This window comes from Chryseobacterium sp. CBo1, assembly GCF_001693475.1.
Classification (GTDB): Bacteria; Bacteroidota; Bacteroidia; order Flavobacteriales; family Weeksellaceae; genus Chryseobacterium; species Chryseobacterium formosense.
The window spans coordinates 120,058-141,125 of the sequence record NZ_MAUH01000070.1; the positions used below are offsets into that span (position 1 = coordinate 120,058).

15 protein-coding genes are annotated in these 21,068 nt (G+C 35.8%); 2 read left to right on the forward strand and 13 right to left on the reverse strand.

What is annotated here, in order from left to right; genetic code table 11:
* Window positions 1-90: 90 nt before the first annotated feature.
* The 8 genes from BA768_RS20225 to BA768_RS20265 all read right to left on the reverse strand — a co-directional run bounded on the left by BA768_RS20225 (window position 91) and on the right by BA768_RS20265 (window position 13,873).
* Window positions 91-696 carry a recombinase family protein gene (locus BA768_RS20225; RefSeq protein ID WP_065722185.1) on the reverse strand — a complete coding sequence of 202 codons (606 nt, stop codon included), beginning with the start codon at window positions 694-696 and terminating at the stop codon, window positions 91-93.
* Window positions 697-1,296: 600 nt separating this feature from the next.
* Window positions 1,297-2,679: an MFS transporter gene (locus BA768_RS20230; protein WP_185114205.1), complete on the reverse strand. Its 1,383-nt coding sequence runs from the start codon at window positions 2,677-2,679 to the stop codon at window positions 1,297-1,299.
* A gap of 37 nt (window positions 2,680-2,716) precedes the next feature.
* On the reverse strand, window positions 2,717-4,567 hold the full coding sequence (locus BA768_RS20235) for a glycoside hydrolase family 13 protein (protein ID WP_065722186.1): 1,851 nt from the start codon (window positions 4,565-4,567) through the stop codon (window positions 2,717-2,719).
* A 331-nt stretch (window positions 4,568-4,898) separates the two neighbouring features.
* Window positions 4,899-7,058: a glycoside hydrolase family 97 protein gene (locus BA768_RS20245; RefSeq protein WP_065722188.1), complete on the reverse strand. Its 2,160-nt coding sequence runs from the start codon at window positions 7,056-7,058 to the stop codon at window positions 4,899-4,901.
* Window positions 7,059-7,134: 76 nt separating this feature from the next.
* Window positions 7,135-8,169, reverse strand: coding sequence for a SusE domain-containing protein (locus tag BA768_RS20250; protein ID WP_065722189.1), 1,035 nt, complete (start codon window positions 8,167-8,169; stop codon window positions 7,135-7,137).
* 18 nt (window positions 8,170-8,187) lie between these two features.
* Complete coding sequence (locus tag BA768_RS20255) at window positions 8,188-9,819, reverse strand: RagB/SusD family nutrient uptake outer membrane protein (protein ID WP_065722190.1); 1,632 nt, start codon at window positions 9,817-9,819, stop codon at window positions 8,188-8,190.
* Between the two features lie 12 nt (window positions 9,820-9,831).
* Entirely contained in the window at window positions 9,832-12,567 is a 2,736-nt protein-coding gene (locus BA768_RS20260) for a SusC/RagA family TonB-linked outer membrane protein (protein ID WP_065722191.1), read from the reverse strand.
* Between the two features lie 1,081 nt (window positions 12,568-13,648).
* Window positions 13,649-13,873, reverse strand: a complete 225-nt coding sequence (locus BA768_RS20265; RefSeq protein ID WP_065722192.1) for a helix-turn-helix domain-containing protein — start codon at window positions 13,871-13,873, stop codon at window positions 13,649-13,651.
* 398 nt (window positions 13,874-14,271) lie between these two features.
* On the opposite strand from BA768_RS20265, the gene BA768_RS20270 reads away from it, so the two are divergent.
* Entirely contained in the window at window positions 14,272-15,087 is an 816-nt protein-coding gene (locus BA768_RS20270) for an RNA polymerase sigma factor (RefSeq protein WP_065722193.1), read from the forward strand.
* 1 nt (window position 15,088) lies between these two features.
* Window positions 15,089-16,183 (forward strand): hypothetical protein, encoded by a 1,095-nt coding sequence (locus tag BA768_RS20275; RefSeq protein WP_065722194.1) that lies wholly within the window; start codon window positions 15,089-15,091, stop codon window positions 16,181-16,183.
* A gap of 247 nt (window positions 16,184-16,430) precedes the next feature.
* Here BA768_RS20275 and BA768_RS20280 read toward each other — a convergent pair whose 3' ends face one another.
* The 5 genes from BA768_RS20280 to BA768_RS20300 all read right to left on the reverse strand — a co-directional run bounded on the left by BA768_RS20280 (window position 16,431) and on the right by BA768_RS20300 (window position 21,053).
* On the reverse strand, window positions 16,431-17,024 hold the full coding sequence (locus BA768_RS20280; RefSeq protein ID WP_065722195.1) for a hypothetical protein: 594 nt from the start codon (window positions 17,022-17,024) through the stop codon (window positions 16,431-16,433).
* Window positions 17,025-17,026: 2 nt separating this feature from the next.
* Window positions 17,027-17,965, reverse strand: a complete 939-nt coding sequence (locus BA768_RS20285; RefSeq protein ID WP_065722196.1) for a relaxase/mobilization nuclease domain-containing protein — start codon at window positions 17,963-17,965, stop codon at window positions 17,027-17,029.
* A gap of 12 nt (window positions 17,966-17,977) precedes the next feature.
* Window positions 17,978-18,385 carry a plasmid mobilization protein gene (locus tag BA768_RS20290; protein ID WP_228388531.1) on the reverse strand — a complete coding sequence of 136 codons (408 nt, stop codon included), beginning with the start codon at window positions 18,383-18,385 and terminating at the stop codon, window positions 17,978-17,980.
* Between the two features lie 286 nt (window positions 18,386-18,671).
* Window positions 18,672-19,547, reverse strand: a complete 876-nt coding sequence (locus BA768_RS20295; RefSeq protein ID WP_065722197.1) for a toprim domain-containing protein — start codon at window positions 19,545-19,547, stop codon at window positions 18,672-18,674.
* A 267-nt stretch (window positions 19,548-19,814) separates the two neighbouring features.
* Window positions 19,815-21,053, reverse strand: coding sequence for a primase-helicase family protein (locus BA768_RS20300; protein WP_065722198.1), 1,239 nt, complete (start codon window positions 21,051-21,053; stop codon window positions 19,815-19,817).
* Between the last annotated feature and the right edge of the window lie 15 nt (window positions 21,054-21,068).

The following is a 21,068-nucleotide window of genomic DNA, read 5'->3' on the forward strand; positions in this document are numbered from 1 at the left end:
CTACTAATATAAAATATTATTTTAATGAATTGATTATTAGTTTCACATAGTCTTATTTCGGTCAAATCTATCTTTGGATTGGCGAACATTTCACTTTTTAATTCCCATTTTTTTAATTTCTTCATCTGTATGATGATCCAGAATTTTAGCATATCGGTAAAAAGTGGCCCTAGTCAATCCGAAAGGTTTATAAATATCTTCAGGACGTTTCGTGACATCTTTATATATAGTGCGCAGAAGTAAAAGTTTAGAAATTGTTTCTGCAGTGTAGCCTTTAGGTCTGCCACCAAGTCTACCTCTTACTCGGGCTGATTGTAATCCTGCGTTGGTTCTTTCTCTTATTAATTCTCTTTCATATTCAGCTAAAGAAGCCATAAGATTCAAAAATAGTCGCCCATTAATAGTTGAAGTATCTACACCATCCACAAGACCTTTTATTATAATTCCTCTATCACTCAAACTTAAGACAAGATCAATAAAGTTTTTCAAACTTCTACCCAACCGATCCAATCTCCAAACATAAAGTTCATCACCTTCTCTGAAATGCTCAACCATCTTGTCAAGCTCAGGGCGATTTTTTGTTGCACCGGAAATTTTCTCCTGATAAATTTTCTCACAACCTGCTTTTTCTAAGGCTTCAATTTGCAAATCTAAATTTTGGTCTTTGGTTGAAACCCGTGCATATCCTATTTTCATAATTTGTTACATTAAACTCATACTACGTAAATTTATGAAACTTTGTTTAATGATACGAGATTTTGATAAAGTAATTTGAAAAAATAAGATTTCAAAATTTACATGCTTTAAAATCTCAAAATACTACCGGTTGCAGCGACTATTATGCGTAAAATACTTTTACATGAGAATTATGAATCCAATTTCCAACCACAAAAAGGGCGAGAAGAATAGAAATTATCTTGAATATTAAATGTTCACTAGTGTGAAATGTTACGGAGTAAGGATTCATCGTTTGTGTTGGTTTTATGGCTTGAATTTTATTTTTTAATCTTCTTTCGGCTAAGATCAATTTAATAACAGGTTCTTTAGTACATGGAAAAGATTGTGAATTTTTTGAATAACAATCATTTCACAGATGAAAAATGAATTGTTTGTCTGATTTTCGACAATCTATTTATATGATGAACTAACTATATTACACTATTTTATCTGTGAATTTTTTTGTAATACTTTTCTCAGTTTGCTAGTTTTATTTTTAACCTACAGTTATATAATTAGCATTAATGAGTTGCGTGGAAAAGAGTATATTTCTACCTATAAAATCTTAAATCTTTCATCCTAAAAATGCACCTGCTGAATTTCTTCTTCTATTTCATGAGAATTTGAATCATCAGTTTTAATGAAAATCATTGTGAGTGCAGCACCCAAAAGCATACAAATTCCTCCTACAACTACGTAGCCCATAGCATAATTTCCGAATGCACCTTTTACGATTAAACCACCAAATACTCCGTTGATGATTTGTGGAATAACGATAAAGAAATTGAAAATCCCCATAAATACGCCCATTTTTCGCTGTGGAATGGCGTCAATCAGCATAGCATAAGGCATAGCCAAAATACTTGCCCAGGCAAAGCCTAATCCGATCATGGAAATCCAGAGCAGTGAAATGTCTTTTATGAGATACATTGAGATCAAACCCAACCCTCCACAAGCCAGGGCAAAAGCATGGGTTTGTTTTTTACCAATCCGTTTGGCAATCGGTGTTAAAAGAAACGCAAAAGGAATTGCCCAAAGATTGTAAATTCCAAATAACTTTCCTGTAAGATCTCCTGCTTTATTGAAAGCAACGGAATGTGTGTCTTGGGGAGAAAGTCCGAAATGATGTGTAGCTAAAGCACTTGTTGTGAAAACCCACATCGTAAACAATGCAAACCATGAAAAAAACTGAACGATTCCCAGCTTTTTCATTATGGTCGGAATTTTAGCAAAATCATTAAAGATATCTGAAAACTTTGACGGTTGTTCAACGATTTCTTTTCCACCATCAAACTCGGCAAATTCTTTGGGAGAATATTCTTTCGTTGTTATGATTGTGTAAATAATCGTCAGCAGAAGAATTACTGCACCGCAGTAAAATGCATAGATCACATTATCGGCAACGAAACCTTCTTTTGCTACATTCGAAACACCTAATTTGGTGAGCCAATCCGGCAGATAAGATCCGATTACAGCACCAATTCCAATTAAAATCGTCTGTATTGAAAATCCCAACGTGCCCTGATGTTTTGGAAGCATATCACCTACTAGCGCACGAAATGGTTCCATCGCAACGTTAATGGAAGCATCCATCATCGCAAGGAAAATCACTGCCAAAAGCAGAACATTAGCAGCCATCATCTGTGTTGCAGAAGCTGCATTGGGAAGTAAAACCAAACCAATGGCGCAGAGAATTGCCCCTATCAGGAAATAAGGTTTTCTACGACCTAACGGACTCCAGGTGTTATCTCCCATGTGACCGATGATAGGCTGAACAATTAGTCCGGTAATCGGAGCCACAAGCCAAAACCAAGAAAGCTCATGCACATCTGCACCAAAATTTCCAAGAATACGGCTTGCATTACCATTCTGAAGCCCAAAAGCCATCTGAATTCCTAAAAATCCCATGCTCATGTTGATGATCTGAGCCATGGAAAGATTTGGTTTTATTTTTTTAGACATGATTTTGTATATTTTATGTTTTTTAAACTTTAGACGTTTAATTGAGTTCAATAATCATCGAGGTTTTAGCAGGAACAATTAGGTTATCTTTTAGTGAAATTTCCTTTTCAGTAATGATTTCTTTTCCTTTTGTGGAAGATTTTATGGCTTCGGAAAATCGTTTTAAATCTAAAACTTCTTCCTTTTCATTATTATTGATCACAACCATAACTGTTTCTTTTTCGTTGTATCTAAAATATACAAAAACATCATTCTGTGGAACGAAATTCTTAGTTTTTCCTTTGTGGATGACATCTTTACTTTTTCTCCAGTTCAATAACTTCTGAGTGAAATTGTAAAACTCTTTCTGCTGTGAAGTTTGAGATGCAACATTAAAAGCGTTTTGTTTATCCGATATCCAACCACCCGGAAAATCTCTTCGGATATCTGCATCACCGCCTTTGTTTTTATCGCCCCGCATTCCGATTTCGGAACCGTAATAGATCTGAGGAATTCCACGGACGGTTGAGATCATTGTCATCGCCAATTTGTAGGCTTTTGGATCATCATTAAAAATTTCATTCCACCTTTCGGTATCGTGATTTTCAAAGAAAACGAGAACGTTATTAATGTTTGGATAGAGGAAATCATTGGTGAAACTGTTGTAAATTCTATTCATCCCATTATTCCAGCCTTCTTTTTCTTTAATGGCTTTCGGAAGTTCATCATACAGTGGAAAATCCATAACCGATGGTAAATTTGAATTGTAATTCGCAGCCTCTCCCGTTTTTGAATCCTTTTGCCATGCGGAAATTTGTACGGCAGAGCTTAGCCAAGTTTCTCCCACAATGTTGAACTTCGGATATTCGTCGGTGATGGCTTTCGCCCATATGGCCATAGCTTCTTTGTCGTTGTACGGATAAGTATCCACACGGAAGCCGCCTAATTCTGCATATTCTATCCACCAGATTGCATTCTGGGTTAAATATTTTAAAACCAATGGATTGCTTTGATTAATATCTGGCATCGAAGTGTCAAACCATCCGTCTAAAGCCAATTTTTTGTCTGCTTCGGAAGCATTTAAATCGAATTGCGAAGTAATTTTATAGTTGGAACGTTTGAATCCTTTATCACCATCTTCAGACCAGTGAATCCAGTCTTTTGTAGGCAAATCTTTAATGAGCCAGTGCGAAACTCCCCAATGGTTGGTCACATAATCCATCACCAGCATCATATTTCTTTTGTTGAGTTTTTGTGAAAGTTCCTGATATTCTTCATTCATTCCGTATCGTCCGTCGATTTTATATAAATCGGTCTGGGCATAGCCGTGATAAGAATATACTTTTTCATTATCCTCATTCACCGGAGTTAACCATATTGCGGTAGCTCCAAGATTTTGAAGATAATCGAGATTATTGATAATACCTCGCAAATCTCCACCATGGCGACCGTTAGGAAGACTTCGGTTAACTTTTTCAGTGAGATAGGGTTGTGAATCGTTCTTTTCATCACCGTTGGCAAAGCGGTCCGGCATAATGAGATACATGAGATCTTTTGAGGTAAAAGATTCTCTGTTGGTTGAATTGGGTTTTCTCTGCTTCAGTTCGTAAGTGTATGAACTAATATTTTTCTTCCCTTTCTTGAGATTGATTTTAAAACTGGAATCTTTGATCTCGTTGGTGTTGACAGTCACAAAAAGGTAGTTCGGGTTTTCCACTTTCTGAATATCTGTAGGTTTGATTCCGTTTGATATTTCTATTTCATTATTTGCGATGTCTTTTCCGTAAATAAGAATTTGGATTTCAGGATTTTTCATTCCTTTCCACCAAAATGCGGGTTCTACTTTCTGAATCTGTGCAAAAGCAATCGAAGCTGCCGATAAAGCACAAATGGTGTATATTTTTTTCATAAAGGTTAGATGAAGATTAGTAAACCGATATAAGAACGTTTCTCATGTAGTCACTGGCGGAGTACCGACTTTCTGCAAATAATTCCGTCGGTTTCTTAGATTTTAAATTTACAAAAAAAACTTTGTCAGGGCTTTTAAACCTTGACAAAGTTTGAATTTATGGAGTCTGTTAGCCCCGATCGCAACGACATCCTTTTTTGTTTTTGGCAAAAGCCGGGCAACAAAAAAGATACAGTGGAGAGCGGGAAACAGCTTCTCAAAACAGAAATTGAGCATAAAACTACCCGTAATTATCGCTACACCCAAATCTATCTTCAAAGAGAAGAATGTTTTATTTCGCAGGTTTGATAGAGATTGCAAAACCTCCGCTTCTTACCATTTTGAAAGGAATTTTAGACTTGCTCGTAATCTGCTTTTTGTAGATATTGTAGCTTTGAGGATTGTCGATATAATCTGCATCTTTACCGTCTTCATAAATTACGGCCTCATATTTTTTTCCTTTCTCAAGGAAAGAGAAATCTACAGTGTATTCACGTTTGTTTTCGTCGGTAATTCCTCCTACGAACCAGTTTTCGGTACCTTTTGCTTTTCTTGCGGTGATGACGTAATCTCCCGGTTCAGCTGATAAGATTTTGGTATCATCCCAATCTGCAGCGACATCTTTGATAAACTGGAAAGCATCCATGTGTTTTTTGTAGTTTTCAGGAAGATCGGCAGCCATCTGAAGTGGCATATACATCGTCACATAAAGTGCCAATTGTTTTGCCAGTGTAGTTTTCACAAAACGTTTGTCACCAGGGAAGTAGTAATCTAACTTGGTTTGGAAAATTCCCGGCGTGTAATCCATAGAACCTCCCATCCATCTTGTAAACGGAAGAATCGTCTGGTGATCCGGATTATTTCCTCCGAAAGCCTCATATTCTGTTCCACGAGCTGCTTCCGCAGAAATGTAATTCGGATAGGTACGGCTTTCTCCCGTAGGACGCACCGATTCGTGAGAATTCACCATTACTTTGTATTCGTTGGCTTTTTCAGCGATTCTGTAATAATGATTGATCATCCACTGTGAATAATGGTGTTCACCTCTTGGAATAACATCTCCCACATAACCCGTTTTCACAGATTTGTAACCGTATTTATTCATGAGCTGGAATGCCTTGTCTGCCCATCTTTCATAGTTGGTTGCAGAGCCTGAAGTCTCGTGGTGCATGATCAGATCAATACCTTTTGAATGTGCATATTCATTCAGCATTTTAATATCAAAATCCGGATACGGCGTGATGAAATCGAAAACGTATTCTTTTGAACGGCCGAACCAATCTTCCCAGCCCACGTTCCAGCCTTCGATCAAAAGACCTTGGAAGCCATTTTCAGAGGCAAAATCGATATAATCTTTTACTTTGGTATTGTTGGCGCCATGATTTCCGTTGGGTGTCAGCTTTGTAAAATCAGTCTGACCTAGACGTACATTAGATTCCGGTTGTCCGTATGCCCACTGAGACTTTCCGATGATCATTTCCCACCAAACACCCATGTATTTTGTTGGTTTGATATAAGAGGTGTCGGTATATTTTGTAGGTTCGTTAAGATTAAAAATCATTTTAGAATCCATCACGTCTTCTGCTTTCGGAGCAACGATAATTGTTCTCCATGGCGTAACCATAGGAGTCTGCATATATCCTTTCGCTCCTTGTCTGTCGGCCGTAAGATGGGTTTTGAATTTGAAATTCTCAGCATCCACTTCCAAGTGGGAAGCCGGATAATCTAAAACCGCTGCCTCGGCAACGTTGATGTAAAGTGGTTCTTTGCCTTCTTTTTTCAGCATCAAAGGCGACTGCACTGCGTTTTTAATTAAGGTCTGTGATGCATTGGCATCAGCTGCCTGCGACCATTTTGAAGGAATTTCAGAAACTTTGGTTTCCTGATATTTATACTCCTGAGAATCGTAATCTGCAACCATCCACCAGGCTTTCATGTCAGTAGGAAAATCGATTTCAGAATCTTCTTCACGAATCACGAAGTAGTTTAAGTTTTTCTGTTGTGGAAACTCATATCTGAATCCAAGTCCGTCATTGAATAGTCTGAATTTCACAATGATGCTTCTGTCTGTACTTGCCTGATTAAGCGTGATTGCCAATTCGTTGTAATTGTTGATATAATTTTTCTTTTCACCCAAAACCGGCTGCCAGGTTTCGTTTTTCGAATCTCTCTTTTCATCAGTTTTTGCGAAACCACTATTTAAATCGAATTTTGCATCTTCAGGTTTTGCAATTTCGGAAGCAAATTTTATTGAAGATTCTTTAAAAATTCTCAAACCTAATTTAGAATCTTCAACTACCTGTTTACCATTGTATTTAAGATTGTAATAAGGAACGCCCTGTTTCAACTGAAAATCCATTTCAAATTTTCCGTCCGGCGATTTTAAAGATTGTGCATGGGCACCTCCAAACATCATTGAGAGCAAAAACGCTCCGATTGTCATTTTCTTCATAAAGATATTTATATAAACTTTAAAAGTAAAACAAATCTGTTGCTTTAGCGCAACAGATTTAAAGAATTAATTGTTACTAATTGATGGTGTATGTAAGTTCGTACGGATCGAAAGTTACCGTGTGCTGACCTGCTGAAATCGTTAAATTAGCTCCGGAAGTCGAAGCAATTCCACCAGAACCTCCCCAGTTTGGCTGGCTCCAGTCATGATTAAGTCTGAACTTAAATTCCCCTGCTAAAAAAGTAGCTGTCGCGGTCCACTTCAACTGAGTATTGTCCCAAACCATGTCTATGTCTGTATTCCAATTACCGCCCGGCGTTGCAGATCCTATTAAACTCATTTGGTAAGGAATCATTTTTAGGGTATTGGTATTCGTGTTTACTGTAGCTTGATAATAACCAAGTCCCGGAGCTACGATGTCACCACCTGCATTATACAAAATAGGAATTGTAGTGGTCGCTGGCGAGAACTGGCTGTTTGTTCCATACGAATTATCCCAGTTTTTCTGTGGATTTATTTTGAATGAAAGGCCATTATCTGCAGTTGCCAAAAATTTGATGTAACCAACATAAATTCCATCTGAGGTAGGAGACACAAGAGTATTTGCCGTAATCGGATCCCATCCCTGATATTTCCCGGGAGCATAGATGTAAGAAATCAATGCATAAGGATTAACCGAAATTTTCTGTACTGATGAGTAAACAGGAGATCCTTTTCCTACAGTAGTTTTCAATCTTACATCTACATCAGAAGCTACACCAGAAGCTAATCCGAGATTTAACATTAAAGCATTAAATTCTAATACCGTATAGGTTTTAGTTAATGTTCCATTGCTTAGTCCGGCCTCTTTTACTTTTGCAAAGCTAGTACCTGCAACTGCAAACTGTAATACATTTGTAATTTCTACTGCAGGCGTATATTCTGCAGGAGTTATGGTAAAAGTTATTGCATTATTACCTGCATTTGCACTCGTCAAAGTAAGTGCATTTGCACTCGCTTTAAGGGTAGGCTCAGATTGTAAAGATAAAACAGCCTGATCCTCATCTTTTTCACAAGACCAAACCATCATGATAGCTATCGCTGCGAAAAGAAATTTTATAATATTTTTCATTAATTTAAATTTTAAAAATTAATAACCGGGGTTTTGAGATAAGTTTGAATTAATATTCAAATATTTGTTCGGAATAGGGAACAGGGCTCTGGTAGGAGAAATTGAATTTCCATTTTGGATTCCTCCTTTCCACTGCCAAGTGTATCCAGATGCATAATGATTTAATCTGATTAAATCTTGTCTCCTTGTACCTTCCCAATATAATTCTTTAGCTCTTTCGTTCAAAATAAACATTTCTTTGGCATCAGTAGAAGTAAGGGCGTTGATATCCGATATTGTGATATTTGTAACACCACTTCTTGTTCTTAGGGCATTGATGTATCCTAAAGCAGTTGCTGTACTTCCTTTTCCATTAACGATAGCTAGTTCTGCATACATGAGATAAGCGTCTCCCATTCTGAATAACGCAAAATCTGCATCTGCAAAGATTCCATCACTTCCGCTAGCACCAGCGGCTGTCTTATTAGAAAACTTTATAAGTTTTGTTCCTTCATCAAATTTAGAATAATCTGCAATAGACGCAGGATCGGTACTTCCTGAAACTTTCATGACTCTGGCATCATTTCCTGTAGATTGAATAAATTCCTGACGGGTTCTAAAGCCTGCCCAACCATCATTTACTCCCAATGTGGCTCCTACCGGCTTTGTACAGCTTGCGAGAATTAAAAAAGTAGTTCCGCCGTAAGTTTTTGTCTTAGTACCATCGAAAGTGATAGGGAAAATATTCTCTTCTTGTGCTCCGTTACTATTATTATCAGCTTTAAACAAGTTCGCATAAGGAATTGTAGCAATTTTGTATGGCGAACCAATAACTTTTGTGATTTCTGTTAAGGCTTCTGTGCTTCTGTCTACGCCAGTATACACCTTTGAATTTTGATACAGTTTAGCTTTCAGCATCCAGGCAGCAGCTTTGTCTGCTCTTCCGTACTCATTTGTTTTTGCAGCGGCTAAATCTCCATCTATTTCATTCAATTCTCCTATCAGATAGTTGAAAACATAATCTCTTGGCTGTACAGGTGGTTTCACACCGGTACCAATAACATCAGTTTCAGTTGAAAAAGGAATTCTACCATATAGATCAATAGCATGATAATAGGATAACGCTCTTAAAAATCTTGCTTCCGCACGAAAAGTCTTGATTTGGGCCTTTAAATCTGCTGAAACTGCTCTTGAAGATAATTTCTCGTCAGTAGTTTCTCTTAAAAACTCATTTACCAAGCCAATCTGGAAAAATATTCTCGCAAAAAAAGCCTCATTGAATTTATTGTCTGCATTCCAGGTATTGAAGTTTAAATCTCTAATCCCTGGATTATCAGATTCCCCCCAGGCAATAATAGCTTCATCAGTTGTAAGTTCCTGCAGCTGCCAATATCCTCTGATGTATTGTGAAAAACCTTCATTGGGTCCACCATCAGATTCTAATCCCAAATCTGAATTTCCATTGGGAGAAGTTTGTCCTGTAACTGCTAAACCAGCATAAATTTTCGCTAAAAACTGTTTGTAAGATTCTGGCTGGGAATAAAATTGTTCGGAAGTGTACAATTCATCATCATCTACGGTAACATCCAAATCATTAAGACAAGATGTTGCCGAAAAAAGAAATACACTCGCAATAGCCAGGTTTCTTAATTTTACTATATTTAATTTCATTTTTTCTAAAGTTTAAAAGTTTGCATTGATTCCTAAAGTAAACATTCTTGCTCTTGGGTAGATAGAGCCATCTCTTCCTTCATTAAATACTTCAGGATCGAGATTTTTATATTTTGTGATAATGAGTACGTTATTTATCCCCGTATAAAACCTGATAGATCCATTGTTTTTTAATAAATTAGTAAATGTATATCCTAAGGTTACATTGTCTAATTTTACAAAACTTCCGTTTTTAACAAAATAGTCAGATTCTTTATATGTTTGTGAAAACGTAGTGTTCGTAAAATCTACAGGAGCATTATTAATCGTAAGGTCTACAGTATTATAAATATTACCAAGCTGTGCTCTGTCTGCAGAAATTTGATCATATACATAATTTCCTATACTGGCTCTCCAGGCCATCGAGAAATCGATATGTTTTCCAAATGTTGCGTTGGTCATGAAGCCCATTGTAACATCTGCCTGCGGTTTTTTAAAAATATACTTGTCTGCGGAAGTGATCTCACCATCATTATTTCTGTCTACATAAGCGCCCTCTATTGCTTTACCATTGCCGTCATAAATCTGTTGATATACATTAAATGCATATGGAGAATAACCTGTTTTAAATGTTTGTATGAATGCACCTAAGCCAACACCACCTTTATCAATGTTATCTAATTCAAGTTCTTTAATGTTGATATTATTGTAGGTTGCGTTATAATTGAAATTCAGGGTGAAATTTTCTTTTTTCACGGCCTTGATGTCCAAGCCTAATTCTACTCCTTTAGATTGTAAATTACCAATATTTTTAGGACCAATAATTCTTAAGTTTTCCAATGGTCCTTCTGGTACTACAGAAAGTAGATCTTTCGTATCTGCCAAATAAAAATCTAATGTTCCTGTGATTCTGTTTTTTGCGAATCCAAAATCTAATCCCAAATTATACTTTACACTTTCTTCCCATTTCAGATTTTCATTATATCCATTGGCTTTTGCAATTTGATAAAATGTATTTCCGAATTGATAAAATAAGGTTGAAGAAACATTGTAGGTTTTGAAGTAATCATATCTGTAATCACCAATATCTTGCTGTCCTGTTTTACCAACACTTGCTCTCAATTTTAGATCAGATAGAGTAGAATTCCCTTTTAAGAAACTTTCTTCAGAAATTTTCCATGCAGCGGCAACACCACCAAAGTCACCCCATCTGTTTTCTTTGCTGAAACGCGAAGAACCATCTCTTCTGTAGTTTACCGTAAGTAAATATTTATTAGCATATCCTAAATTTAACCTACCAAAAAATGCCTGTAGATTAACATCCGGTTTAGAGTCTGGATTATAGAAATTATTTACAGGATCTAAAGTATACAAAAATGTATTGCCACTTGAGAAACTTGTTTTATGATAATTTTGATACTCATAACCTCCCATCACATCAAAATTGAACTGACCAAAAGTTTTGCCATAATTCAACTGTATGTTGGCATTTTTGTTTAATAAACTTTCACCCGAGAAAGATTCTGACCCGTAATAGGCAAAAGTATTGGCTACAGAGTAATACCCGTTTCTGGAATTTTTGGTTGTGGTTACATGACCATCTAATTCTTTGCTATCCAAACCTGCATTAGCAATTAATCTTAAATCCGGTAAAAAATGGAATTTATATTCCATGTTGATATTTCCGAAAAATCTTTTGAAATTCTGGATATCGTGCTTGTTTCTTAACTGCGCTACAGGGTTCGAAACTCCGTTGGGATTATACGTTCCCGTAGTAGAATTAAAATTTCCCAATCTGTTTTCATAATATCCGTCTCCATAGATAGAGTTTTCTTCAAAAACAGACTGTGTTGGGTTCATAGAAAGTGCATTACCAATAGCTCCTTCATCTGCATTATTTTTAAAAGTATATGAATAAGTACCGGTAAGGTTAAATTTTAAATGATTATCAAAAAAACTAGGACTTATCGCAATGTTCCCGGTTGTTCTTTGAAAACCCGAAGTAATTAGTAATCCGGTATTTTCTAAGTGATCAACAGAGAAGCGGGTTGGCACTTTTCCAAATAAACTTCCCGAGACAGAAGCGTTGATATCATTCGTAACAGATGTTCTGAAAATTTCATCCTGCCAATCTGTATTTGCTGCGCCAAGTTGATCTGTTTTATCCGGAACATATTGACTAATTAGTGCTCTGAATTCGTCACCGCTATAAACTCTAATTTTTTTTGCTAAAGTATTTACAGTGGTAAATGCGTTCAGTGAAACTCTTAATTTTTTACCTCCTTTTTTTGTCGTAATAAGTAAGACTCCGTTCGATCCTCTAGATCCGTAGATTGCCGTAGAGGCTGCATCTTTTAATATTGAAAAAGACTCAATATCATTCGGATTAATAGTTGATAACGAAACTCCATCTAAAGGCAAACCATCCACAACCAACAAAGGCTCATTGCTTGCATTCAAAGAAGATCCACCTCGTACTCTTATGACCGGCTCACTACCAGGAGTTCCAGATTGAGTAATAACTACCCCTGCAGCACGACCATTAATAAGTCCTTCCGCAGTCGTTACAGCACCTTTATTAAAATCGGCTGTTGATAAAGCAGTAACAGAACCCGTTAAATCAGTTTTTTTCTGCTTTCCATATCCAATCAATACAACTTCCTCGATTGCTTTCTCTTTCGTTGTAGAGTCTTTAGTCTGCGCATGCATCATGGAACTGGCCAATAAAAATGCAGGTGCAATTTTTAATACTGTTGTAAAGTTTTTCACAAATCTTATTTTTAATATAGTTTTCTTTTATCTTCTAAAAACTGCATTTGCAGTGATGTAATTTAGAAAAAAAATTCAATTAACTTAATTTTATATTAATTTTCGTTAATTTTTCGTAAATTGAAGCTTTAAATAATGTTATCTTACTGTATAATAATATGTTGCATGAAACTATTTGTTACATAATAAAGGCTTGGTGTGCCTAATTAATTAAACAAACGTTTAGCTACTATTGATCCATTTTGAGAAGATAGCCATGTTTTTGTTGAGAAAAGTTTAAAATTAGTTGATGGCTAAATACATTTTTTTGATTGAAAACTAATCAAATACATCCACTATTCCGAATCTAAAAAGTACCACAAGTAAGAGAATAAACACTCCTTTTGAAGAAGGAGGAAAAGATTATCTGTAAGGTAGTAGTGATGGAATCACCAAAATATGAGGTGAATTTGAATATTAAGGAAATTTGATCGCTCTGGAGTTGTAATACCTTGTCACTTCCATCTTTTACAAATTATATTTCATTTTCTATCCCGAACTCAGGTTGTTTAAAAAATTCAGCTTTATTTTATTCCGATAGTCTGGCTACCCTTCTTAATTTAGTCAGATGCTTGTTGGTTATAACCTGTCCTTATCCTATTACCATAGATCTAGCTGAGAAAGATCGTAGGCGAATGATAATTTCCATCCTCCAGATTTATTCATCAAAAATGAAGAATTCTTAGCACGGTCATCTCTACTGTGCGTAACAGCATTGAAAACTGAGATACAAATAATATAATAGTAGTATTTCGTATGCTCTTTAAGTTATAAATAACATTATCATCTTACAAATGTTCCAGATTTTACAAATTTGTCGTTCTACCTGATGTGCAGCCCAATTACTTTCTATTGTTCTGCATTGTAGCTCTTTAAAAATGACCATTTTTTTTAATTAGAATTGGCAAACAGAAACATTTAAAAACCTACTTACTAAATTTTGGACCCCGTGTTATTCTCATGATTTTTACAAAACAAAAATACCGACGCTCTTCGGTATTTTATCCATTTTTAAGAATAAAATTGTTCAGGAAAAATTTTCTTATTTTAATTTAAAATTAAATAATTCTTGTGGATGCACATCTAAACCTTTGGCTAGCTCCTGAATAGTAGAGATCCTAAGATCAACTTCCCCTTTTTCTATTTTACTAATGTTACTGTGATCAACATCACACTTTTGAGCCAACTCTCTATAACTCAAATTAAGCTTTTTTCTAAAAATCTCTATTCTTTTCCCAAAAGCTATTCTAAAATCTAATTTATCCATTTCGATCTACATTGAATAGACAAATTGATGAGATTTAAATAAAATTTTGTAGTCGAATTAACCTACAATAGAAAAAATGTTTTATATTTGCTATATAAGTTACAACAATGGTAACTTTGCAATACTTCAATAATATTAATCGAAGCTATTGCTTAGATTCTCGACTAGAAAACTGGTAATTTTTATGTGTACGAGAAGATAAGTATATTAGCTCACGACCGCGGCGTGGGCTCACTTATCGTACACGGGTATACCAGTACCTCTAGTCAATAAGTTGAGTTCCACGCTTTTATTTTGGCGAAATGTAGTAAGTTAGTATTATGGATGATGTAGAGAATTCTTCCTGTGAATCTTAGCAGTTCCTTCTAGTTATAATGTAACTAAAAAAAAGACTGCTTATGAAAGCAACAAACACTTTGCCCCGAAAGTTGACTGATTTTCAGTTATACAAACTGCTGAAAGACGGCAATCCCATTGCTCTAAATCATATTCATTTACGTTACAAAAGACTTCTTTTCTGGGTTGGATGGCAAGTGCTGAAGGATGATTTTGTAGTGGACACTATTGTTCAGGATACCTTCCTCAAATTGTGGCTGCACCGCAATACGATTGAAACGCCTGATCATATTACAGGATTTTTACGGTTTGTGATGAAAAGGGATTGTATATCGTATGTTACTGCTCCAAGAAATAAATTCACCCGCTTAATGGCTTCTCTTGACAGTTTTGAGAATTATCAGGATTATCTTGCAGGTTATGACCCTTTGAAAGATCAAGAGTATGTACACGGCCAGGAATCCGACCAAAACAAATTTGATGAAATCAGAAAGGTCTTACCCGTTCTGAATCCCAAAAGGAAACACCTGATAGAACTTTGCCTGGAATATGGCTTCCAGTACAAACCCATTGCAGAGGCTATGGGAAACAGCGTGACAGGCATAAGCATGGAGGTGAGCAAAGCCATAGATGAGCTTCGGAAAATTCTTAAAGTCACCTCGTTTGAGCAGCCTGAAGAAAAAGCAGCAATTAAAAAAGAGCAGTCAGAACAACTCAGCAGTCAGCAGCTGGAGATTATCAAAAGAAGGTTTGAGCAAAAATCCTCTTTTGCGGTGATTGCACAGGAACTGCAACTACCAGAAAAGGAAGTTCATCGGGAATTTCTTTATGCCTATCAGCACCTGCAAAGTCAAAACAATTTTCAAATACCCCTTTGATATGGAAAAGTCTACGATAACCCTGACCCGAAAAATTCAGCTGGTGATTGATGTTCCATCTGAAGATAAAAGCCAAATGTGGGAAAAGCTCTACCGTTATCAGAACCGCTGTTTCCGGGCGGCTAATCTGATTGTTTCCCATCTGTATGTACAGGAAATGATCAAGGATTTCTTTTACCTCACCGAAGACATCCAATATAAGCTTGCTGACGAAAAAAAGGATGAAATGGGAATCTTCGACCGATCTAAAACAAACACCACAGCACGCCTGGTCTTTGACCGTTTTAAAGGAGAAATCCCCACCGACATTCTGGGATGCCTTAACAATACAATTCAATCCACCTTTTCTAAAAACAAAGCAGACTATTGGCAGGGATCACAATCACTGAGAAACTTTAAAAAAGACATTCCAATTCCGCTTCCGGTGAAATGCATCAGCAAAATGAAGTATGATGCGGAAAAGAAAGCGTTCAGCTTCAATATGTTTGCAATCCCTGTCAGAACCTATTTAGGGAGAGATTTCTCTGATAAACATTCGGTTCTGGAACGCCTCTTAAGAGAAGAGATCAAGTTGTGCAACTCACAGGTACAACTGAAAGACGGTAAAATCTTTTGGCTGGCCGTCTTCGAATTTGAAAAGGAAGACCACCGTTTAAAACCAGAAATCATTGCAGAAGCTTCTTTGTCTCTGGAGCATCCAATCGTGGTAAAAGCAAATAATGTGCGAATGAATATTGGCTCGAAAGAGGAATTCCTCTACCGCAGGTTGGCGATCCAGGCCAGTAATAAAAGGATTCGAGCCGGAGTCGCTTATTCCCGTTCCGGAAATGGAACCAAACGGAAACAGAAGGCACTGCACAAAATAGAGAATCTGGAAAACCGTTTTGTCAGTCATCATCTTCATCTGTACAGCCGTATGCTGATTGATTTTTGCATCCGGCAGCAGGCAGGCACCCTGATTCTTAAAGATCAAGAAGACAAAATAGGGATTGCAAAAGAACAGGAATTTGTCCTTCGCAACTGGAGCTATTATGAATTGCAGACCAAAATAAAATACAAAGCAGAAAAGGCCGGTATCGAATTGATTATCGGATAGCTTAAAAAAAACAATGAGGGTGCTTGTAAACCCGTAGGGTGAGGTCTTGACACTCACTAAATATTTAAGTGTATATACAACGGCGTGGGCTCTTTTTTTTAACTTAAAAGATGAATGCCAAGATCAAATAAATTACTAATGCTGAAAAGAAGAAAAGAAATAAATGGATAACTATTTTTCAGAATTCCGTTGGATGAAAAATGATAGATTGGTAAGAGTTATCATTTCAATACTATAATACTCTTATCTATCTGCTTTCATAACCATCTTTAAACCTTAAAAACTTTTCTGCATCTTTTGGATTCTTTTTCATCCACCTGTTCATTAGTTCAGTATTATAGTAAAGCTGATTATAGTCATCCACTCGATAAAGGGATTGACCGTTATTTTTAATTTCGTCCAGAATATCCTGCCTGATTTCAGTTTTACTGCGAAGGCTCTCGGTGTACCACTGCTTTGCAAAAAAAACATTTCCAATTGTTGTTAAAACCGAAAGTAGCAGAGCTCCAATTATTCCGTAAGTAGCAGTCTTGAAGAGTGGTGATTTTTTTTCCACCTGCTCCAGCTGCCCGACTGCTTTTTCTGAAAGGTGCGCCTCGATAGTCTTGGGGATTGCCAGTAGAAAGTCTTGTCTTTTTTGTTCTTCTACTTCCAGCATTCTAGATGATTTGTCAAGAGTGGCATTCAGATTAATCAAAGATTGCTCTATTTTCTGATCCATGTGTATAATATCATCACGAGAATTCATGAGCATAATATAATGTTCAATAGTGGCTTCATTAGTTTCAATTACCTTCTTGAGTAGTGCTACGCCATCAGGCTGCTTGTTTTCGTTATCCATTTTTATCTAAATTTTCGTTTTTTCTTTTTTAGCAAATCATCATCTTGTGCTGCAGTGAAAGTTGGCTTCAGTAATGCCTTTGCCATATTTTCAAGCTGATTGCTAACCGAGGATGAATTTTTCTGTTCGTTTAAATACGTATTTATATTAACATTTTCACTTACACCAACTTGAATATTCTTTGAACCGAAATCCCCTGCTCTTTCTTGATTTTCCTGTAATTTTTGCTTGATGTCTGTAATCTTTAACATACTGGTGATTTCAGAGAGCTTATAACCCGGCTTATAATCGCGCTCAGTTTGATGATTGATATCTTCAAATCTTACGATTCGCATCCCAGAGATTCCCACTTTTTCATTTTGATAGAGTGTTATACGGTAACCTGACTTTTTCATAAAATCAATAAGCTCGGCAAAGTTTCTGGAAATTTTAAGAGAAGACATCAACGCTTCAAGCATCTTTTTTTTCTTTTCCTTGCCAATCTCAATATCTGTCTTCAGATTCATTTCCTGACAGACTTCACGAACCGCCTTTCCGAAGTTCTCACCGATTTTGTGAGCTTCTATTGTATTGACTCCATTAATGTCAACCCTATTTACTATGAAATGAATGTGCTTTTGTTTCGTTGACGAATGAATATCCAAAATCATCTGGTTGTTATCGGTAACTCCTATCTTTTTCAATGCTCTCAGCGCAAGTTCCGTGAGTTCGTCGTTGGAAAGTTTATCTCCAATCGATTTTTCAGGAGAAATGTATCCGGTCAGTGCCCAGTTCTTCACATTTTTGTTTCTGTCGGCAACGGTTTTCATTTCTTTAAATTGGTGTTCCGGATCTTCGGTTAACAGATTATTTTGATAGACTCTCTGTGCAGTTCCTTTATCGTTGCCATTGTACTCGATGGCAATCTTTGAGATATTCCTGGTCGTTGCACTGTTATTCATTTTTAGATTTCATTAAGTAGGTTTCTCTCTGTTTTGTTTCTCATACAGATAATGATAGATCATGTTGGTGACGGTATCAATTTCCTGTATTATTTGCTTCTTGTTTTCAAATTCTGAGAACTCACGATGTCTCAATAAATTTTTAATTCTGATGAAATGATTTCCATATTGTAGCAGCACTTCATCGGTTTTAAATTCATTTATTTTAAGTTCTTTTTCCATGTACACCATCCTCGCATAGTTGGATAATTTGAGCTTTAGTTTTTGAGCAGATTTTTGGTTTTCATTATATTCAGAATCCGTCACCCGAAAAGAAATTATTTTGCTTAAATGGTTATTGTTTTTCTTTTTTAAACCCCCTTTTCTGCCGAGCTCCTGAAAATGTTTTTTTTCTCTTTTCGCCATCAAGTTTCTTTTCATTTTCCTCGACGGCTTTTGTGATAAACTCCTGTAAGAAATCTTTTTCCATTGTGTTTATATTAGTGTGTTTCAAAACATTTCTGACGATAGGAAGAAATCAAAAATCCCAATTTTGCAATCAGCGGTTACGCTTATTGTAAACTTTGGGTACTTTTTGCACTAACTATCTACCGTATTTTTACAACCTGTTTCTAATTCTACATATTAATATTTTATTAAGGCTCAACCTTGCATTATTTTACATAGCTTTTCAGATGACCTTATATTATTTTATGCAGGTGAAATCTTATCTCTTTAATCGGTAAGCTACTTTTGAATCCACATTTTTATTGATTAGCCATTCATTTAAATCTTTAAAATCTGAATATAAAACCCGACAATCTTCTGCATTTTTACTTTCATTTTTAATCATTTCTACAGCACGGTTTCCTGCTATATCATTATCAAAATAGAGCTCGATATTTTCATACTGATCAAGAGATTTTTTTATATTGGAAATCATCGCTACCGAATTTAAAATGATGTAATCTGAAGGTTCTTTTTCTAAGAATTTTTCCACATTTTTAAAGGAAAGAAAATCAAAAAAGCCTTCGAAAATTCTTAGTGATTTTGAATCATTTTTGAACGTAGAAATATCTTTTTTACCCAAGCAAATTTTGGAGTATTTATTGCGGATTTCGTAACCACCAGAATCGTTCTTGAAACCAATTCCGAAATAGTTTTTATCGTTCATTCGGTAATAAATTTCGTGTAAGAACTGAGTTTGATTTCCAACTTTTCTTTCTCTTAGATATTCCAAAAGTGCAGGATGCTGGATTTCATTGACGTCAAGTATCTCATAATTTTTACTGGAGTTCTCGAACTTCTGATCAGGAATATTTTGATTTTGAAAAGAAGAAAAGTTTTGATTTTCTGCCCAAATTAAAACTCCATTTACTGAAGTGTTCAGATACTTCTTCATAAAATCAGTATTGTTTCCCCCGATTCCTTCTGAAAATAAGTACCATTTGTTTAGACTTTTATTGATTTTAAAAGAGGCTTGGGATTCGTTGCCAAAGGGGTTGAGATACCAAGCTTCTTTTTCATTTTGTTTCGTTGGAAGGTGTCCGAGAGAAAGGAGGACTTCTTCCAACAATATGCTGTTAAATTGTTTGCAGTTCATTATTGTAATTTTTAATGTTTTTTAGTAATAAATAGTTTGTGTACTCTCGGTGAAAGTGGCTGAGTTTGTTTTTGAGTAATTTTTGATGAATTGATGAGAAAGCCTTGTAAAAAATTGATTAACAATAATTTAAGTTCTCATCAAAGTCTCATCACCTCATCAAAGTGGAAATATTCTTCTCATCATCCTCTCATCAAAAATCAAGGTTTAAAAGTTTGATGAGGCTTTTGATGAGCTGTAACTAATTGATTTTATTTTCATTATCTACTAACTCATCATTTCATCAAATCTTTGAAGAATAAAATTCCTTTCTATTGTAAAATACCGACCTGTTTTGTTCTGTTGGAAAAAACTTAAACCATAATCGAGGTCGTATTTGATATAGGCTAAAGAATTACTTTGAGGTTCGAGTTTCCAGTTTTCTTTCAAGAGTTTCCGGACATCGTTAACTGTCCAATATTGTTTGCTGAACATTTTGCCAAGCATATTGAAAATATCCTGCGGAACGAAATGAATATTACTGTCTTCTGTATTTTCAAAAAACTCATATAAAAGCTCGATGATCTTAGATTCCAGTTTATTGTTATTTTTCCAAACCAATTTCTGAAGGGCTTTTGTTCTGATCTGGGAATCAGTGAACCACATCCTTGTCTCCTTACGGCTGTGAAAAGGTCTTTGGATTAGGTAACGAAGGAAATAGGGAATCTCCTTGTTTAGATTGTGGAGGAATTCAGTGTTCTCGCTTTTGATTGATCTTACTTTAATAATCCAGAATCGGATCTCATTTTCATCAATCTGAATGAAGTTATCTTCATTATTGGAACAGAGAATGAATTTTCCAAAAAATTCCACTTCTTCACGATCTTTTCCTTTTGCCTCCTTCTTGTCTTTATCAGTCGTTGAAAGATATTTTAATCGTTCTGTAATTTCCTTTTTGTCAAAGAATACTTCATCAATAGCAACTATAAGCATCGATGTCCAATCCGAATTGAACTGACTACTGAAAGAATCTCCCTTGATGTAAGTCATATTTAGTCCAAAAATGGATTTCAGCCATTTTATGAATGTAGATTTTCCTGTAGACCTTTCTTTGCTTACAAGACAAAGAATAGGGAGTATCTGTGTTGGATATTCAAGCAATATCTTTATGTAATCTAAGCCCAGCTCTAATTGCTCTCCGAAAATATGTTCCATAAATTTAAGTGAGTATGGAATTTTGTTTAGTATAGCTTCAGAACTAATATTTTCTTCGATTGGTTGATAAGGAATCTCATTGTAGATATTGTAGAATCCGTCAACTATCTGCTCATAATTCAGATGAGAGGGAATACAGCAGAATCCATCGTACTTTGAAACTTTTGAAACGTAGATTTTTCCGTGGTCGCTAATAATAGTTTCACGATTCCATCTCACCAAAATTGAGATCTTGTCTCCGGAGATTAATGGTTTTTCAATCGTTTTATAGTACGTTGTTCCTACTCGTAGATAAGGGATTTTTTCGCTCATTTTAAAAGAGTTTGT

What these genes read in the sequence shown, in the direction of transcription:
- BA768_RS20225 (WP_065722185.1), bottom strand. Translation starts at nt 696, where the DNA reads ATGAAAATAGGATATGCACGGGTTTCAACCAAAGACCAAAATTTAGAT.
- BA768_RS20230 (WP_185114205.1), bottom strand. Translation starts at nt 2,679, where the DNA reads ATGTCTAAAAAAATAAAACCAAATCTTTCCATGGCTCAGATCATCAAC.
- BA768_RS20235 (WP_065722186.1), bottom strand. Translation starts at nt 4,567, where the DNA reads ATGAAAAAAATATACACCATTTGTGCTTTATCGGCAGCTTCGATTGCT.
- BA768_RS20245 (WP_065722188.1), bottom strand. Translation starts at nt 7,058, where the DNA reads ATGAAGAAAATGACAATCGGAGCGTTTTTGCTCTCAATGATGTTTGGA.
- BA768_RS20250 (WP_065722189.1), bottom strand. Translation starts at nt 8,169, where the DNA reads ATGAAAAATATTATAAAATTTCTTTTCGCAGCGATAGCTATCATGATG.
- BA768_RS20255 (WP_065722190.1), bottom strand. Translation starts at nt 9,819, where the DNA reads ATGAAATTAAATATAGTAAAATTAAGAAACCTGGCTATTGCGAGTGTA.
- BA768_RS20265 (WP_065722192.1), bottom strand. Translation starts at nt 13,873, where the DNA reads ATGGATAAATTAGATTTTAGAATAGCTTTTGGGAAAAGAATAGAGATT.
- BA768_RS20270 (WP_065722193.1), top strand. Translation starts at nt 14,272, where the DNA reads ATGAAAGCAACAAACACTTTGCCCCGAAAGTTGACTGATTTTCAGTTA.
- BA768_RS20275 (WP_065722194.1), top strand. Translation starts at nt 15,089, where the DNA reads ATGGAAAAGTCTACGATAACCCTGACCCGAAAAATTCAGCTGGTGATT.
- BA768_RS20280 (WP_065722195.1), bottom strand. Translation starts at nt 17,024, where the DNA reads ATGGATAACGAAAACAAGCAGCCTGATGGCGTAGCACTACTCAAGAAG.
- BA768_RS20285 (WP_065722196.1), bottom strand. Translation starts at nt 17,965, where the DNA reads ATGAATAACAGTGCAACGACCAGGAATATCTCAAAGATTGCCATCGAG.
- BA768_RS20290 (WP_228388531.1), bottom strand. Translation starts at nt 18,385, where the DNA reads ATGAAAAGAAACTTGATGGCGAAAAGAGAAAAAAAACATTTTCAGGAG.
- BA768_RS20295 (WP_065722197.1), bottom strand. Translation starts at nt 19,547, where the DNA reads ATGAACTGCAAACAATTTAACAGCATATTGTTGGAAGAAGTCCTCCTT.
- BA768_RS20300 (WP_065722198.1), bottom strand. Translation starts at nt 21,053, where the DNA reads ATGAGCGAAAAAATCCCTTATCTACGAGTAGGAACAACGTACTATAAA.